At 39.7% G+C, this 17291-nt stretch carries 15 protein-coding genes and 2 pseudogenes; 4 read left to right on the forward strand and 13 right to left on the reverse strand.

Features of this window, described 5'->3' with window-relative positions; translation table 11 throughout:
* Positions 1 to 184: 184 nt before the first annotated feature.
* Positions 185 to 397: a hypothetical protein gene (locus ACLFKQ_RS27965; protein WP_449002916.1), complete on the forward strand. Its 213-nt coding sequence runs from the start codon at positions 185 to 187 to the stop codon at positions 395 to 397.
* A gap of 137 nt (positions 398 to 534) precedes the next feature.
* Here ACLFKQ_RS27965 and ACLFKQ_RS27970 read toward each other — a convergent pair whose 3' ends face one another.
* Positions 535 to 849, reverse strand: coding sequence for a putative quinol monooxygenase (locus ACLFKQ_RS27970; RefSeq protein WP_449002917.1), 315 nt, complete (start codon positions 847 to 849; stop codon positions 535 to 537).
* A 271-nt stretch (positions 850 to 1120) separates the two neighbouring features.
* Positions 1121 to 2110 carry a zinc-dependent alcohol dehydrogenase family protein gene (locus tag ACLFKQ_RS27975; RefSeq protein ID WP_449002918.1) on the reverse strand — a complete coding sequence of 330 codons (990 nt, stop codon included), beginning with the start codon at positions 2108 to 2110 and terminating at the stop codon, positions 1121 to 1123.
* 205 nt (positions 2111 to 2315) lie between these two features.
* Here ACLFKQ_RS27975 and ACLFKQ_RS27980 point away from each other — a divergent pair, with 205 nt between their 5' ends.
* A complete protein-coding gene (locus tag ACLFKQ_RS27980) occupies positions 2316 to 3242 on the forward strand; it encodes a LysR family transcriptional regulator (RefSeq protein ID WP_449002919.1) in 927 nt (308 codons plus the stop codon).
* Positions 3243 to 3395: 153 nt separating this feature from the next.
* On the opposite strand, the gene ACLFKQ_RS27985 is transcribed toward ACLFKQ_RS27980, so the two are convergent.
* From ACLFKQ_RS27985 to ACLFKQ_RS28015, 7 genes are all read right to left on the reverse strand, one after another.
* Positions 3396 to 4322, reverse strand: a complete 927-nt coding sequence (locus ACLFKQ_RS27985) for a hypothetical protein (RefSeq protein WP_449002920.1) — start codon at positions 4320 to 4322, stop codon at positions 3396 to 3398.
* A 207-nt stretch (positions 4323 to 4529) separates the two neighbouring features.
* Positions 4530 to 4772 carry a DUF1816 domain-containing protein gene (locus ACLFKQ_RS27990; protein ID WP_449002921.1) on the reverse strand — a complete coding sequence of 81 codons (243 nt, stop codon included), beginning with the start codon at positions 4770 to 4772 and terminating at the stop codon, positions 4530 to 4532.
* 66 nt (positions 4773 to 4838) lie between these two features.
* Positions 4839 to 7349, reverse strand: a complete 2511-nt coding sequence (locus ACLFKQ_RS27995) for a PhnD/SsuA/transferrin family substrate-binding protein (protein WP_449002922.1) — start codon at positions 7347 to 7349, stop codon at positions 4839 to 4841.
* 694 nt (positions 7350 to 8043) lie between these two features.
* Positions 8044 to 8850 (reverse strand): SDR family NAD(P)-dependent oxidoreductase, encoded by an 807-nt coding sequence (locus ACLFKQ_RS28000; protein ID WP_449002923.1) that lies wholly within the window; start codon positions 8848 to 8850, stop codon positions 8044 to 8046.
* A gap of 178 nt (positions 8851 to 9028) precedes the next feature.
* Positions 9029 to 9325, reverse strand: coding sequence for a hypothetical protein (locus ACLFKQ_RS28005; RefSeq protein WP_449002924.1), 297 nt, complete (start codon positions 9323 to 9325; stop codon positions 9029 to 9031).
* 269 nt (positions 9326 to 9594) lie between these two features.
* The gene (locus ACLFKQ_RS28010; protein WP_449002925.1) at positions 9595 to 10515 is read right to left on the reverse strand and encodes an LLM class oxidoreductase; all 921 of its coding nucleotides are present in this window, start codon (positions 10513 to 10515) and stop codon (positions 9595 to 9597) included.
* 596 nt (positions 10516 to 11111) lie between these two features.
* Positions 11112 to 11249 carry a hypothetical protein gene (locus tag ACLFKQ_RS28015; protein WP_449002926.1) on the reverse strand — a complete coding sequence of 46 codons (138 nt, stop codon included), beginning with the start codon at positions 11247 to 11249 and terminating at the stop codon, positions 11112 to 11114.
* Between the two features lie 90 nt (positions 11250 to 11339).
* On the opposite strand from ACLFKQ_RS28015, the gene recD2 reads away from it, so the two are divergent.
* The gene (gene recD2 / locus ACLFKQ_RS28020) at positions 11340 to 13547 is read left to right on the forward strand and encodes an SF1B family DNA helicase RecD2 (RefSeq protein WP_449002927.1); all 2208 of its coding nucleotides are present in this window, start codon (positions 11340 to 11342) and stop codon (positions 13545 to 13547) included.
* 49 nt (positions 13548 to 13596) lie between these two features.
* Here the strand turns inward: recD2 and ACLFKQ_RS28025 are convergent, their stop codons facing one another.
* A complete protein-coding gene (locus ACLFKQ_RS28025; RefSeq protein ID WP_449002928.1) occupies positions 13597 to 13956 on the reverse strand; it encodes a hypothetical protein in 360 nt (119 codons plus the stop codon).
* A 331-nt stretch (positions 13957 to 14287) separates the two neighbouring features.
* Between ACLFKQ_RS28025 and ACLFKQ_RS28030 the strand changes: the two genes are divergently transcribed.
* A complete protein-coding gene (locus ACLFKQ_RS28030) occupies positions 14288 to 15034 on the forward strand; it encodes a lipocalin family protein (protein ID WP_449000151.1) in 747 nt (248 codons plus the stop codon).
* Positions 15035 to 15078: 44 nt separating this feature from the next.
* Here the strand turns inward: ACLFKQ_RS28030 and ACLFKQ_RS28035 are convergent, their stop codons facing one another.
* From ACLFKQ_RS28035 to ACLFKQ_RS28045, 3 genes and pseudogenes are all read right to left on the reverse strand, one after another.
* Positions 15079 to 16239 carry a hypothetical protein gene (locus ACLFKQ_RS28035; RefSeq protein WP_449002929.1) on the reverse strand — a complete coding sequence of 387 codons (1161 nt, stop codon included), beginning with the start codon at positions 16237 to 16239 and terminating at the stop codon, positions 15079 to 15081.
* Between the two features lie 85 nt (positions 16240 to 16324).
* Positions 16325 to 16837: pseudogene (locus ACLFKQ_RS28040) on the reverse strand (DNA cytosine methyltransferase); the annotation flags it as partial.
* A gap of 50 nt (positions 16838 to 16887) precedes the next feature.
* A pseudogene (locus ACLFKQ_RS28045) lies at positions 16888 to 17291 on the reverse strand (hypothetical protein); the annotation flags it as partial.

Below are 17291 nucleotides of genomic sequence, written 5' to 3' on the forward strand. Positions count from 1 at the left end.
TTTACCTATCAGACTTTTGATATTGGTATCTTAATAAGAAATGAAGGGCTGAAACTCTATTAAATTCGTTAACTTAACTCCCCAAAAATTCCTTAGCGTTATTTTCTTCACGGTTGCTACTCAAGGGCCATGTTTTACTCCTGAGTCAGTCTAATATTTACAAAACTTTACATCATGTCCTGTTTTGCGGGTATGTCGGCTATACCCCAGCTCTGGTAACAAGAAGAAACCGACTTCGGATGACGATAATGAAGTAGCGAGAGTTCAGCTTCGACTGACTAAGGGCAAACTTCGTGAGATCGATCGAGTCCTGAGCCAGAGAAAGGTAAAGGTTTCTCGTCACGTCTGGTTGCTAGAAGCGATCGAAGAAAAGCTAGAAAAAGAGACATTATTATAATATTATACCCCTCTTATGTGTTCTTAAGCCGTAAAGATTTCCTAAAATCTTCTTGATTTTACTTATTTTCTCTTAAATATTTGTCATCACAAATAAAAACAATGTTTTACATTATGTAGATATTGTTCTAGAGTAACTTATGTATTTCTCCCGCTTTTTTCGCTCTCAAATGGTATGAGTAAAAAGACCTCAAAAGCTTTGATAGCATTCTCGTTATTGTTCTGAAATGCTTTGATATGGTCAGACTGCATATGTTTCTCCCATAGTTTTTTGCTGACCCAGTTCTCGTACATTAAAAATACAGATGGGTCTTCAATTGAACAATACAAATCATAATTAATACATCCTTTTTCAGCGAGAGTTAGTCGGACAAGTTGTTGTAGTTGCCGATGAATATAATCTCCCGAAGTGGCTTTTGCCTTTATTTTGGCAACTACTGTTAGTTGAGTCATGAGTTGTACTATTATCTGGGAAAGAGAGTTTCAGGCTTAGAGTAAGTTTCTGTACATTTACTACTCCTCATACGCCGATTTATTCGTTTTTCACGATTGCCACGACCAATTTCATTGAGGTTTGTATGGGGTATGGCAACGATTCACACATTTTACTGTCATATCGACTTTAAACTTAATACTGGCCAAAGTTTCAGAGCTTGAAAAAAAGGAGTACAAACATTGCCAAAAAGATGTCCAATGGCGAACCAAAAACGAGCAAAAATAAAATCTATCGTACCAAAACAACTTTACCTATCGCTTGACCAGATTCTGCGCGTTGATGTGCTGCTGCTACTTCAGCAAAGCTGAATGAGCTTTTGTCTAAAAACGGTCTTATTTTTGACTGATCTACCAGCTGGGCTAATTTAAACAAAATCTCTGCGTGATGCTCTCGACCGATATTGTGTAGCATGGGAATCAACATAAAGACTAAATGTAAAGTTAATCCTTTAACATGGAGAAGTGTCAAGTCTTGTTGAGAAAGAGAAACGGTAGAAATTACAGTTCCATTTAAAGCTGCTGCTTGGAATGCTGTTTGCAAGTGATCGTCACCAATAGTATCGAAAACCACATCAAATCCTTGACCGTTTGTATGTTCTGTCACATAATTTTCTACTGACTGTTGACGATAGTTGATAACGTAATCCGCACCGAGTTGATGAGCGATAGCTGCTTTTTCTTCGCTAGAAACAGTAGTATATACTGTTGCGCCCGCCCATTTTGCTAATTGAACACCAATATGACCTACGCCACCAGTTCCTCCATAAATAAGAACTTTCTGCCCAGGCTGAATCCGAGCGCGGTCGATCAGTCCTAACCAAGCAGTAATAGATACGAGTGGTAAGGCTGCCGCTTCTCTCCAAGTTATAGATTGGGGTTTATGGGCAACAAGTTTAGCATCAGCAAGCATATATTCGGCTAATGAGCCTCTTATTCCCTTCACTCCTCCAGCGCAGGCATATACTTTGTCTCCTGGTTTAAAGTTGGTCACACCTTCTCCTACAGCTTCAATTAAACCAGCCACATCTCCGTGTAAAACAGCAGGAAAGTCAGGAGCAATATCTGGGACTATGCCACCACGAATCTTATAGTCTACTGGATTAACACTAGTTGCCATGACGCGGATTAAAACGTGACCGAAAGTCACCTCTGGCTGAGGTAAATCGATTTTTTCAAAGATACTGGGTTCACCAAATTGTTTAATCACAAATGCTTGCATAGTTATTTACTAGATGTAGTTCTTAGAGGGCATCTGAAAAATAATTTTTGTTACTCAAAAGTAAATTTTCATCGTAGATAGCAAGTTGGAAACTCTGATTATTTTGTTGAGTTCTACTCGCTAAAATTTAGTTAGTAAGAATTTTCAAATATCTTCTTAGTGTATAGTTAATTAACTTCTACTATTTGTCCAATAGATTATCTGTATGAAGACTATTCACCATATAAATTTGGCTGGAGTAGATTTGAATTTACTGGTAGTATTTGATGCGCTGATGTCTGAACGGCATGTGACTCGAGCGAGTGAGAAATTAGGATTAAGTCAACCTGCTACAAGTAGTGCTCTCTCGCGACTGCGACATTTATTTGACGATCAATTGTTTGTGCGAACGGCAAAGGGAATGGAACCGACTGCCAAAGGGTTCGTTCTAGCTCCTTCCATTAAGCAAATACTTCAGCAAATTCAACTTACTTTAGAGCGAGAAGATGCTTTTGTTCCAGAAACTTCGGAGAAATTATTTGTCATTGGGATGGCTGACTATGTAGAATTTATCCTTCTGCCTCCACTAATGCAACGATTAGCTTCAGTTGCCCCTAAAGTCAAAATTAGAGTTCGTTCGTTCAACGACCGAAAAGCAGCAATGGCAATTGATACTGGTGAGATTGACATCGCAGTTGGTTTATTTTCCGCTCCTTCTCCTTGGCATAAGCAGCAACATTTATTTCATGAAGAATATGTAGGCGTATGCCGTCAAGAACATCGATATCTGGGTGAGAACATTACTATTAAAAACTATTTAGCTGTCCAGCATTTATTAGTTTCCCCTACAGATGAAGATATGAGCGGTTCGGTGGATCTAATTTTAGCAGTTCAAAAGCTTGAACGTAATGTAGTACTTTCCGTGCCTCATTTTCTAATTGCTCCTTTAGTTATTGCCAAAACAGATCTTGTTGCTACTATGGCTGCTAAGATAGCAACAAGATTTGCTGTCGATTTAGATTTGCGTCTTTTCTCTCTTCCTTTTAAGGCAGAAGGCTTTTCTGTTAACATGCTTTGGCACGCAAAAAATGATAAAGATTGTGCTCATCTTTGGTTACGGCAAATAATCTCCTTAGTTTGTAGCAACATATGAAGAAAAAACTAGCGAAGCTGCTTAAATCAATGCTTTAGATTATGATAACAACATATTTTTGGCTCTGAATCTTATTGTTTTATACGTTTTCTATTTGGAATGACTATAATACAAATCGTGCGGCTCGTTAAAGTCAAGAGCCTCTATTCAGACTTATACAAAGTCGCTCTGGTTTTCTGTAAACGAAAAATTGTCAAAGCTGCCAATGTTACTATTTATTAGTGGTTGATTAAGATCACTTGCAATCATTTCTGTTGTAACTTGGCATTGAGAAACAGCAGAAGTATTGTATCCAATAACACCAAGATCGACACTACCAGTATTACTATTTACTGATGTTCCTTGAATGCGTATTCCAGCAACATCAGTAAGTTGTCCACTACCTTGAAAGTCAGAAACATCGAAAGCCACACCTGCTAAACTGACATCGTCGAATATATTGCCAGAGGTGAAATCAATAGATGCTGTAAGATCTATACTAGTATCGCCCCAGTCGCCAGAGTCATTAATTTGTGGAACAAAGTTACCCTGTTCATCGAAGAAAGTATTATCTTGTCCTGTATTTATCTCAAGCTTAAAATCACCAATTTTGTTTCCTTCTTCATCAAGTGGAAAGACTACAACAGAATCGTCACCGAGAAGATCTGTGATAAAGATATCATTGTCGATTCCAGGTGCACCAGATTGATCGAGAGTATTACCAAAAAAAGCGTCTACACTGATTGCATTATCGAGGCCTGTTGATACATCAAGACCCAGTAAACTATTCCCACCGTCAACTTCATTTCCCTCTAAGCCCCAGTAATTGCGGAGTGAGTCAACTTCAGGCGGTTCATTTTCTCCAGAGCCGAATTCGGTATTATCAGTAAGAATATTTTCTATGGAGGTTGCTCCTGCAATGTTATCTACAGTACCAAACTTAGTTGTGAACGACTCCAATTCTGATGTACTAGCAATGTCCAAGTCAGAATCATTATTCGTATTTAATGCGCCAGGTATAATAAAATCAGTATCGGGAGGCGTTTTGAAAGTCGCTCCTGTAAAACCTGAAATTTCTGGGTTGGAGTTGGAATTAGACATAATTTTTCTCGATGCTATGATGTTGAGTTGGAATTAGACGCAATTTATTTTTTGAAGTGTCACATCTATGTGATGTTTTAACCTTTACTATGAAACGATTACAGCCTTGGCGGGGTTTTATGCATGTTTGCTACTCAACCCCCGTAAGTAAAATTTGTTTGGAGTTAGCGAATGAAAAAGACATTTTAATCAGAAAATTATTGACCGCTATTCGGTAAAAACAGTCAGATTATTTGGTAGACAGTGCTTCAATTCGACGGAAATTCCATAAGCTTTTTCTTCAACTAAATCCTCAATATAACCGTCTTGATTAAGTCGGGCTTCTTTCATCGTTTCAAACGGACCAAAATAGTAAGCACAGAAAGGATTAATTGTTTTGACTTCTACCCACCAAGGATATTTTTGTTTTCTAATTGCAGGAATTTTGATGTTTTGTTGGATATTTCTCACACATAACTTTGAGATATTGACAGAAATATAATTCAATAAGCTCAAGATCATCTCTATGATTAGGTGTCATCTGGCGGGCATATTCATTATGTGCTGAAGCTTATCAATAATTCTTGCAACTTGCTGGACATTGCGAGCCATAACCGCTTCATATAAGCTTAGTCGACATGAATCATCTTCCTCTTGCAGAGAACCCTCGAAGAATAAGCGATCGAGTCTTGCCAGTAGAATAGCGGCTTTTCCTTCAATGGAAGCTTCCGCTTCATCACGAATGCGGAGTGCTTCTATAATAGCCTCTGGTTTTAAAGCACCCATGAGCTTCGTTTCAGGATCGATGTAGTGAAGACTAGTACCCATTCCAACTCCATCTATACCAGCAATTACAGCATCATGCATATTAACAGGCTTTAAACCTGCCGATATATAAGTCTGAAGGCCTTTTTTGTGTGCTTCATGTACTAACATAGTCAATTGTTCGTGCGAAAACTGTTTGATTATAGGTATACTTGGCACATCACTTGAAGCTCCATCCCATGTAACCCTTTCAAATCTGCCTTTTTCTGCTATCTCAATTGCAATTCGTGCTATGTCCATCCTATTACGAAGCATGACAGGAGCTCCGTAACACTCAACAGTTTCGGGTCTGTCATCGACTATAGGTGTATTAATGTTGAATGCTGCTGATAGGTATTGGGTATTACTGTCTCGAATAACATTACCAACTACGCATCGCATAAATTTAATTGCTTCTGTAACCGTCATTCGTTCCATCGCGATTTTACAATCCGCAAAACCATTCATAAACATGGCGGTGCATGCACTAGCAATCATATGAACGGTCTTGAGTAGATCTAGCTCAAAAATACCATTCTCGAAGACAGGTCGACCAATATAACAAGTGCAAGGCGTATGAGAACCTACATGAAGACGGACGTTTGCTGCGTTAGATATTGCAGGCATACGATAAGGTTCAATTTTCTCTTTATCAAATTCTTTGTCACGGTCTATATGCTCAACATGTACAGGTGCTCCTTTCATCAATCGAAAATCCTTACAGGTTACCGAAATATGTCCTACTCCTGGATTAGTGTTGAATAGTAGTGTGTGTATTTTTCTAAATCCTGAGATACCGAGAGACTCGTATGGTGCGCGAACAGTAGCTCCCTTGTGGAGCATCAAATATGCAGCATGAATATTCGCTTGCTCTTTAGGTGTTGGTCTTAATCCTTTTTCTCGCAATCGTTCATTTAGAGAAGTTACAAGTGTAATAAAGTTTATGTTTTCGAGGTGTTCAGTAAGAGCTTCATTTAAATGAGATTTTTGGTGGAGTAAATCAGATTTAACATTGCAAACAATTCGATCTTGCTCTGCAATAATATTAAATTCTTCCGTTTCTTCCCGAGGAGAAACACCTCGCCATTCATCAAAAATTTTCCAAATAGATTGAAATGCATTTAATACTTGATTACTATGACTGTTTTCAGCCAAAATAACTTCTAAAGGTTGCTGAATAGAGACAGCTAATTTATTCAAGTTGGGAAAATTACTCACCATTTTGTTGAGTTGCTGCCGAATAAGATTTACAAGTTCAGAATTTGTAAAACAACTGAAAATTGGAGTTATTTCTCGCTTGATAAATTTATTATTTGACTTGTTTTCTTCAAGCAAGTGTAGAGCTTTCAATTCATCTAAGATTCTAGATAATAATTCACTACGAAATTCTTCAAGGGTAAGAGTTCTCTGAAGAGAATGCCCTTTAAAAGAAGAAATCTGTTCAATCTCGTCTACTTTTCTCGCCATATCATAGGCAGAGTCGGAAAGTATTTCAAATCCAGAATATGGAAACCCAAAAGTATTAACAACTTCATCTGGGAGTGTGGTCAGTGAATCAGCCAAAATTTTACATAGAGGTTCGTCAATCCATTCACCAACAGCAAAGGCGTGATTTACTACTGGACCATACTTTCCGATAGTTTGAAATACTTCGCCATGTTTTTCTGTCGCTTTAGATAAACTAACGTCCCATGTTACTCCTCCAGCCGCTATTCCTGTAGCAACAGCATCTGTAACGTATGAATGATCTCCCATAAACATGAGATTACCAAAATAGTTTTTGGCATCTATACCATGAGATTTAAGAAAGGCAACTGGATATTTATAACCCGAAGATGAAGATGAACTGACAAAAGCAAATGGTTTTCCTCTTAAATCAGCAAGGGATTTATACTGATTATTACGGTTTACAATGAAAAGTCCTGGGTAGTAAGAACGAGAATTTCCACCTTCGATCGTTTGCCCTGTAGCTATATATTTGAGTCCATTGTATAAATCTTTAGTTTTTACGTAACTAGTAGACGTAAAAATGCCAAAGTCTGCCTTACGTTGCTGGACTAATTTTTGTACTTCCTTGAAATCCGAGACAACAATTAACTTAACGACTCGTTTGAGCTTATCCGATAAAAACTCACACAAAGAGTTAAATCCAGTCTCCCAATTTTCACGATTGGGAATAGCTAAAGATAAAGAATTTACAGTTGAACTAATTGCTGCTGCCTTGTTTGTGTCGTTGATAAACATAGAAATCCTTACTTAAACTGCAAATTTGGAATGCAAAAATTTTGAGGGAGATATAGCTTTGCTATAATCAGGAAAATATGGTTGTAAAGGTTATTCCTGAATGCGTTTCAGATAGAAAAATTGGAGCGACTACCCATCAGAATGAATTAACATCAAAGTTTCAATTTCGAGATGATAAGTGATTGGGCGCGCGCCGAGATACGTGTAAAATAGTGCAAGATAGCCTTCTAACCTTTGCTGTACATAGCTTTCAAAATCAGTCGTCTAAAAAGGTTGATATTTGACCTCTCAAACATTGCCTAAAATATATTATTCTCGGCAAAGTTTTCACCTCAAAAGCACCATTTATCAATGGTTTTAGCTTTAAGAAATAAATCTGCTCAACGTTTATTTTCGGCAATGTTTTTGGAAATAGACAAATTTAACAAATTATTTTTTGCCAATATTGAAGCCTGAAAAGCCCATTATTCCGTTGTTGGCGATCGCTAAAATCCCAAAAACTCCTAATTTCTGAAACCTTGGTTGTGTATAGCTTTAACACCTATCTTGCACTATTTCGGCCATATCTCGGCTCTCCCCCTGATTAGCTTGAGCTAATTATTTGGAGAGTATTACTTAGTCAAATCAGAAAGAGCCTTACGATTCCTATCATCAGGAATTTTGAGCGTGCGTAAGTTTCTGTAAATTTGCCAGCTTAGTTAACTGTTGGCACGTAACCGCCATCTACACGTAAGTTTGAGCCATTAATAAATCCTGCCAACGGGCTAGCAACAAAGGTAACTAAGTTAGCAACATCCTCGACTTTGCCTAACCGACCAGCAGGATTCTGCATCGGCCCTTCTAAAAAACCCTGCTTAATGTCATTCAAATCAGTTGTTTCCATTCCAGACATTTTAGCAATTCCCAAAGCTAGCTTATCAAAGTTATTTGTGATAATCGGTCCAGGACTAACTGTATTAACGGTAATTCCAGTATTCGCAAGTTCTTTGGCTAGGCTTACTCCTAAAGTGACGGTAGCACCCTTTGTTGATGAGTAATCTGCAACTATTTGACCTGGATACTGTCCAAATGCACTTCCAAGCATGATTATTCTTCCCCAACCCTGTTCCTTCATTTGTGGCATGCAAAACTGAACCATACGCACAATAGATATAACATTTGTGTTGTAAATATCTGCCCACTGATCGGGTGTTGTATCGCTCCAACTACGAGCTGAGTAGGTACCAGCGTTATTGACTAAAATATCAATACCTCCAAGTAGAGTTATAGCAGCTTCTACAATTTTCTCCACCGATTCGTCGGTATTGAGATCGCCTGTGACAACGAAAGCTTTACCGCCATTTTCCATGATGTCATCAGCTACTCGTTTGGCATCTTGCTCATTACGACCATGGACAATGACAACGGCTCCCTCTTGCGCCAATGCTTTTGCGATACCTTCTCCAATACCTCGGCTGCTTCCAGTTACCAATACTCTCTTTCCTTCAAGTAACAAATCCATATCGATTTTTCTGGTTTAATTTCGCATTTGTTTCTTCATCAATATACGCTCATAGAGCTAATTAAGTCAGTAAGAAAAAGTGGGTATTTTAAAATACTATTTTCTGGGAAGAATTCAAGAAAATAGTATCTAAAAACTTTGCTTTGTATAGTTTTTAGCCAAGTAAAATCTTGGTTATTCATCTCAGGGTAAGCTCATCTAATTGAGATGCTATTATCCTGTTATTAATATGGTTTTTTCTTAATATCATTTTCAGATTTTTCTTGGTGACTCTCATTTGAAATTTTACAGAAAAAAACTTCCACAAATTAGCACCAACTTCTTTAATGTAATCGGAGTTATAACCATAGTTAGATGCTATTTCCGAATAAGTATATCCAAAGAAAGATTGGATTAATACTATTTCTTGAACATCGTTTAAATTGAAATGATCGAGAACTTGTTTTAATTCAATAGTCAATCGCTCATTATTCATCAGCCTTATCCTCTTAATTATCTTTTTAAAAAGCTAATACTTTTTTTTTAAAAAAAAAGTATATGGTTAGACCAAAGGAATGACAAAATACTGCTATAAAAAGTTTAAGTAAAGATGATTATTGAAAGAGTCATGTAGAGCTGAATAACTAACACTTTTAATCCAATAAATAAAAGCAAAAAAAATCAGTTACTTCAAAAATTTAAATATTATTCATCAATAAATTTCTATTTTATTATTGTTTAGCGAATAAATTTAGATTTACCCTGTTAGTTAATAGATGGAAAATGAGGTAAGATTTCTTCGGCGAGTTCTTGTATAACTTCATCAACTGGACGTTGTGCGTTTAGAAATCCAAAAGTAAAATGGTTAACGCCAGAGGCTTTCATTTCATAGAGATAATTTAATAACCAATTGCGGCCAACAGTGTAGCCCAAGTGAATTGGCTGAGGCGATGCTTTTGGATTAAATGCCAGATCTAACACCATTCCTTGGAGATAGGGTTTAAATTCAGAATTAACTACCTGCCATTGATTTAGAATCGATTTAGTTTGTTGTATACCCTTTGGATAGTACATCCATCCATCTGCATGAGTGCCAATCCATTCTAAGCTTTGCTGACTGTGTCCTACAACAATAATTGGGATGTTTTGTTGTAATGGTTTTGGTAATGTATCGATACCATACAAGTTATAGTCTTTACTCCATGCTTTGCGCATTGATTTAACTGCCGACTGAAATACTTGACCGCGACTATTGTAGTTTGTACCAAAGATGGGAAATTCAACTGAACGATCACCCGTGGCTACTCCCAAAATTAAACGTCCCTCTGAAAGTCGATCTATTGATGCTGCTGCTTTTGCTGTATGTAAAGGATGTCGCAAGGGCAGAACAATTGCAGCCGTTCCGATCGTAATGCGCTGAGTGCGAGCGGCAATCGCTCCCAGATAGATCCAGGGGTCTAATACTTGCCCTGCGTCACCAAAATTAGAATCATATAGAGGTATATCTCGTATCCAGATTGCTCCAAATCCCAACTGCTCTGCTTGTTCAATTAGATCGTAATGGGGATTTAGTGAAGGAATACCACGATGACTTTCCAAAGGTGCAAAAAGTCCAAGAGTCATCTGATTAGGTGCAAAGAGTCGTTGATAGCCAGCATGTTGCACCCATGAAGGTGTTTTTAACATATTTATGCACAATAGATTACAAAAGCACTGGGTTCTAATTCTCTCTGATTCATATTGGGTCTTTTGTTAAGTTCGCGACTCAGTATCAGTCGCTATTAACACGCCGCATTTAGTTCCCTTGATTATCAAAATAAACTATCTAATATAGTAGATACAACTGATTATCTATATATGTGTCATTCGTCAAATAAATAATCGATTGCTAATTAGGAGCGTTAGACTAAGCCAGGTAAGAGCAACATTGACGACTAGGATATAATATTCGGGCTTTTTTCTTCCTTTTTGGCGGAAATAGAAGGTTGCTGCAACCAAGTGCAGAGTGAAATAATGTCACACTTGTCAACTCCATTTCAGCCCTTTTTTTATCAAAATTGCTTATGTAAACATTGCCTAGTTTGAGTCCTTTTAGGCAATGTTTTAAAAATTCAAGACGGAGTTACAATGCTTTGCTATAGGTATTTTGATATACCCCAACCTCCATTTTAGGCAAAGTTTTTTCAATATATGCGGTGTGCAAAAACATTTGTGTAACTTATGTTTTTGCGATCGCTAAAATCAACAAATCCAATTGCTGTATTGATTGTATAGCAAGGGTTTTAGCGACAGGCTGCACTATATCGCACAAACCTTCTATTTAGGTCTAGTAAGCGTATATCTTGGGCTGAAATTTCTGACAAAAATGCCCAACCTACTGTCGCCAATCCGGGGTCGATTCCCAACCAGGTTTGATTCATGCGATCGCCACATATTGCTATATATTATTTATCTTTTAATATTGGGGAACATTGGTAAACTATTAATCCAAACAGCAGAACATTTGTTTCATGACCTCATCAATTGCGACAACACAGCTATCGACACTGACTGGAGTAATTGAGAGAATCACTTTTCACTCGGAAGAGTCGGGCTATACCGTAGCAAGACTGAATACGGGTAATGTCAACCAACTAATAACCATCGTCGGCAGCTTTGCCAACATTCAGGCAGGACAGACGCTACAAATACAGGGAACTTGGAAGGAACACCCTCAATATGGTTCGCAGTTTCAGGTAGTCAAGTATAAAGAAACCAAACCAGCTACGCTAACTGGGATTGAAAAGTATTTGGGTAGCGGTTTGATTAAGGGAGTCGGACCCGTAACAGCTAAGAGAATTGTCAAACACTTTGGTTTAGAAACTTTAGACATCATCGAGAATCAGATTTACCGCCTATCGGAAGTTCCAGGGATTGCCAAGAAACGCATCGCCATGATTCAAAGTACCTGGGCAGAACAAAAATCGATTAAAGAGGTGATGATTTTTCTTTCCAGTCATGGGGTGTCTACTACTTATGCTGTCAAGATTTATAAACAGTATGGCGAGTCTGCGATCGCGACTGTAACTACTAATCCCTATCAGCTAGCAATTGATATCTTCGGCATTGGTTTTCTTACCGCCGATCGCATTGCCGTAAAAGTAGGAGTATCGCCCTGGTCGAAGTTTCGCTATCGGGCTGGTGTTCTCCACGTTCTGAGTAAAGCCAGTGAAGACGGACATTGTTATCTACCAGAAAGTCAGATTATTCCCTTCACTAAAGAGTTACTGACCACAGACGAACATCAGGCAGAGGAACAAGCGATCGCACTTATCCTCTCAGAGATGGTCGCAGAAGAACAGCTAATTAGAGAAATAGACGAAGAAACTCTTTACTACAAACCCAGTTTCTACCACTCCGAACAGCATCTAGCCAAACTGTTGAGACAGAAACTAGAAACTAAACCTGATGTAGATAGCGACAGAGTTAGAAGCTGGATCGATCGCTTTACCAAATCTCGTAACATTATCTTATCGTCCCAACAATACCAAGCTGTAGCAAAGGCAGCCAGAGAAAAGGTGCTGATTCTGACTGGAGGACCTGGCACTGGTAAAACCTTTTCAGTCAATACCATTGTCAAGCTCTGGAAAGCAATGGGTAAGAAGATTGCAGCAGGTGCGCCCACTGGTAGGGCAGCTAAAAGGTTAAGTGAGATGACGGGAATTGAAGCTAAAACCCTACACCGCCTGTTAGAATTCGACCCCAGTATCATGGGTTTCAAACGCGATGCCGATAATCCTTTAGACTGCGATGCGATCGTAGTCGATGAATGCAGTATGGTCGATCTGTTTATGGCTCATTCGCTGCTTAAAGCCATACCTAAAGATGCTTTGCTACTTATGGTTGGAGATATCGACCAGTTACCATCAGTTGGTCCCGGTAATGTCCTCAGAGATTTAATCGCCTCCCAACAAATCCCCGTCGTCCGTCTAACTCAGGTATTTAGACAGGCTGCTGAGAGTGCGATCGTTCGTACCGCCCACCAAATTAACAACGGTCGCATACCCAGATTAGAACCAGTCTCGATGAAAGCTACTGCTGACTGTCTCTGGCACTCTGGAGGCACAGAACCAGAACATGGGGTACAGACTATCTGCGACTTAATCGAGCACTACATTCCCAAGGCTGGTTTTAATGCTGCTACTGACGTTCAAGTGTTATGTCCCATGACTAGAGGTTTGGTGGGGACTCGTAACTTAAACAAGGTGCTACAACAGTTAATCAATCCTCCCGCCGAAGGTAAAGATGAATTAGTCAGGGGCGATAGTATTTTAAGAGTCGGCGATCGCGTGATGCAGTTAAAGAATGACTACAACAAAGAAGTATTCAATGGCGATTTGGGAATAGTCAGGGCAATTGATAAAACCGAGAAAGAAGTCACGATTGATTTTGATGGCAGGGATGTAGACTATGATTATGCCGACCTGAATGAAATTACTTTAGCTTGGGCGACAAGTATTCATAAGAGCCAGGGAAGTGAATATCCCGTAGTTATTCTCCCTCTTTATACCCAACACTACGTTATGCTGTCTCGTAATTTGTTTTACACTGGATTGACTAGAGCCAAGAAGCTGGCGTTAATTGTCGGTTCGGAGAAGGCGGTGGTGATCGCTGTGAAACAAGTCAAGCAGCAACTCAGGTATACGAGATTAAAAGAAAGATTAAAGAATAATAATTAGGAGCAATCTCGTCATACTAGATTATTGCTGCCGTACTATTACCAGATTACTAAATTAATCCAGGTCCTTTGTGTCGCCAGTCGTGTTCCATAGTTAATTTACCTTCTTCATCTTCTGATAACTCTTGACGTTCATGACGACGTTGAGCCTTAAGTTCGAGCTCTTTTTGTCTCAAATCTCCAGGTTCAGAAATGTAGGCTTCTGTTTCAACTGCATAGTTATTAATCAGCCCTTCTTGGTCGATAGTGTAACCATCTCGGTTGTGAATGTGTTCTTTATCAGCAGAAGCGTCATGGTCAACGTGACCGAAATGCTTACCTTCTCTCTTAGCCCTGGCTACTGATTCGGATGGGACAATATGCGGATCGTAGTGAGGAATATTGGGATTAGAATTACTTTGAGTTTTCATCGCTCCCTCCTTGCTTACAAGCAATAAAATGAGGTGACTTAACCTTATTTTAACTCTCATTTCCTCTCAAAGAATTAAAAAAGCTAGCGTTGATTGTGGGCTCCGAGAAAGCTATTGCCATAGCTGTGAAGCAAGTCAAACAGCAGCAGAGATCTACGAGGTTGGAGAAAAAATTATTAGATGATTTGGTTTAGAGAAACAAGCGTAAAATTTTAGTTAAGCTGAGTTTGACAGAGACTCAAAACCTTATTCTTTCGTAAGCTGAAACCTTATATTTACCTTGTAATTGTAAATTGCCAAATTCTTTACGTCTAATCTGCGCTCTATCCCCATGAATGACTCATTACCTTGGTCTTGTTTAACCAATTTGTTTGATACTCCTCTGACTAAAGAAATCGAGAATCTGATAATTGCTGAACCCGATCTAAATGAAGAGTTGAGTTGGCCAGAAGCTGAAGAAACCGAACCTATTCTTACTAACGGCAAGAATACTAGTTTTTCTGCTGAAGATTTATCCAGCACTCAGACAATGGTAACTTCTCCACTAAATGAGCGAAGAAATTTTCAGGAAAACCAGGAGATGCTACCGCCAGTCCAAACAGTTGACTTTGTCGATCTCGAGCGTTACGACGGCTTATGGTACGAGGTAGCCAAAACTAGAAATCTGTTTGCATTCGGCTGTAACTGTACGACAGCAACTTACGAATTGTTATCGGATACCAGTATTAGTGTCTTTAATGCCTGTAACAGATTTTTAGCTCGAGGACCACGAACGACCATAGAAGGAGTAGCTGAAGTAGTTGAGCCTGAAACCAATGCCAAGCTAGAAGTTAATTTCGAGGGGGTACCATTCCCTGGAGATTATTGGATTATCGATCTCGTCGAGGAAAACCCCCAAAGCGATTACAGTTATGCTGTAGTAAGCGATCCCAATCGGAGTAATGTTTTTATTCTCTCTAGAACACCCAACGCTGACCCAGACATCTTAGCAGAACTTTATGCTGGGTTGGAAGCTCAATTTTATGATACAGATGAGATTGTTAGAAGTCCACAGCCTCTTGGGTGCGAATGTCCCTGATTAGAAAGTAATGGTCATCTTTTGATTTAAAGCGGCGATCCGCCCTACCTCTCAACCCCCAAGACCCCTAGTATTTCTCTCACAGATACTTTCTCCGCTTCCATCTTTTCCACCCTTGCCACCAACCGCTTAGGGATATAACGTGACTTTTTAGTCAGGCGATCGCCCTCCTGCCACTCCTCATAGTGATACCAGTATTGTTTGTACTCCTTGCCACTGCGTTTAATCGGTTTACAGTGAATTGAACCACTTCCCTCACCCCTTTTGCGTTGACTTTTACTAGGGGATTCGATTTTGCTAGGGCTTATAGGGTAAGTTTCCCTCACTTCTTCATTGGCAATAATTTCTTCATTAGAAAAAGTGTCGGAATTATTGCTAGGGTTTATATCCTTCTCCCCTAGTAAATCCGCAGTTTCCTTCTCTAGCTGACAACTTTTACTCTTGGTTTCAGCCTTGCTAGGGTTTATGGTGTAGGTGTCTATAACCTCATCATTAATCTCGTCTTGCTTGTCAGAAGTATCAGAATTATTGCTAGGGCTTATCTGTTTCTCCCCTAGTAAACTCAGAATATGAGCAACAGAACTCTTTTGGGTTTCTGCGGATTGAATAATACCTAGCAATTTTTTGGGTATGTACTTGGTTCGTTTTTTGCCACCCTGCTTGAAGTGATAGTAAGCCTGTTGATACTCCTTACCATTTCTGATAACGGTACGGTAATAAATAGAGCCACTTCCTTCTCCTTTCTGTCGCTGCGTCTGAATTTGACTCTTTGTACTAGGGGAGAAATTTTTGCTAGGGCTTTTCTCGATCTGTCCGACACTTTTACTAAAGTCAGGATAGACAAACAGCTTAGAGACATAAATCTCTTCACCATCTACATCTACAACAAAGCGATCGCCCTTATCTTGTTTGATTACCCCTTTAACTTCGATTTGCTTTGGTTGCTTAACTAGACAGGGAATGGAAATCTTTTGACTAACTGATGAACTACTTTCTGTAGATAGGGGGGAATTATCTTCACCCCCCAGTAATTTCTGAGAGGAAGAGGACTCGACGGAGAGCGATCGCTGCTTGTCCTGGTGTAACGGTTCTTCCTGCCAGGTATCTTGCTCTGATTCTGCCTGGGGTGTTGCTTGGCTCAGTGTATTCGTCTGGTTGGAGTTTGGTTGACTTAGATCCTCGAACCAACTCGACGGAAAGCCCATTGTTAAGGCGATCGCCTGTGTTCCTAACTGTGAACCATTGGGAATTAACCCGTTGTCTTTGAACCATTTCTCGCATTTGGTTTGACCAGCGGGTCTGCTGGTAGAGGATACGTTGCTCGTCAGGGTAGGAAACGATAAACAGTCTGAGTCTCTGATGACCCGCTCCAAGCTCTGCTGCCGAGACATACTCAATTTCCGTTGAATATCCTGCCAAGCTGAGTCCGCCAAGAATAGCTCGAAGTCCTCGTCTGATAACTCCTTCAGGCTGTTCGATAATACAGAAGCGGGGTTGAGCTTCAATAAGGCATCTAAGTCCTTCTCGCCAAAGAGATGAAGCTGGATGAGACAGTCCCGTTCTACTTCCTGCGTTACTCGTTCCCGTGCAGGGGAATCCCATTGTGATGAGGTCAAACTTTCCTGGTTCTGGCTGGTAGTCTCTGATATCGGAGTGGATTGGAATGTTTGGGAAGTGCGCTCGCAAGACTGTTTGAGCGTTGGGGTCGATTTCCACAAACTGAGTTGTTCGTATTCCTCCGAGTTGCTTGGCTGCGAGAGTAAATCCTCCGATTCCTGAAAAGAGATCCAAGTGTCTGAGCATTCATTTTCCTTAATTTCTTTAGACTGTTTCTCGTTAGGAGTATTCATGTTCTACTCCTTGAGTTTTGGTGGTGGTTCGACGGCTACAATCTGCCCTAACTCGTTAGTTATCAGTTCGTAGTCACTCTGCATTAATTGAGGAGTAAGCTGCTTTCTCAATATGGGGTCAGAAAGATACTCGTTAATCTCAGCCAGAGACATTCGATTGATATGAGTCTTGTAGTTCATTTTCTGCCGTTGTCTGGCTTCAGACTCGGCTTTAGCCTCGGCTTCCGCTTCATCTTTAGGCACCTTGGGCATCTGTTTAGCAAATCCTTTGAGATAGCGAGCGCCCAACTTCTCAGTCAACAACTCTCTCAAACTTGGTTGCGGTTTGTCTTCCTGCCAGGGATGGGCGCGCGCCGAGATACGTGTAAAATCGTGCCACATCTCCTTCTGACCCTTGCCAGTCAAAG

The organism is Myxosarcina sp. GI1(2024) (assembly GCF_053543375.1).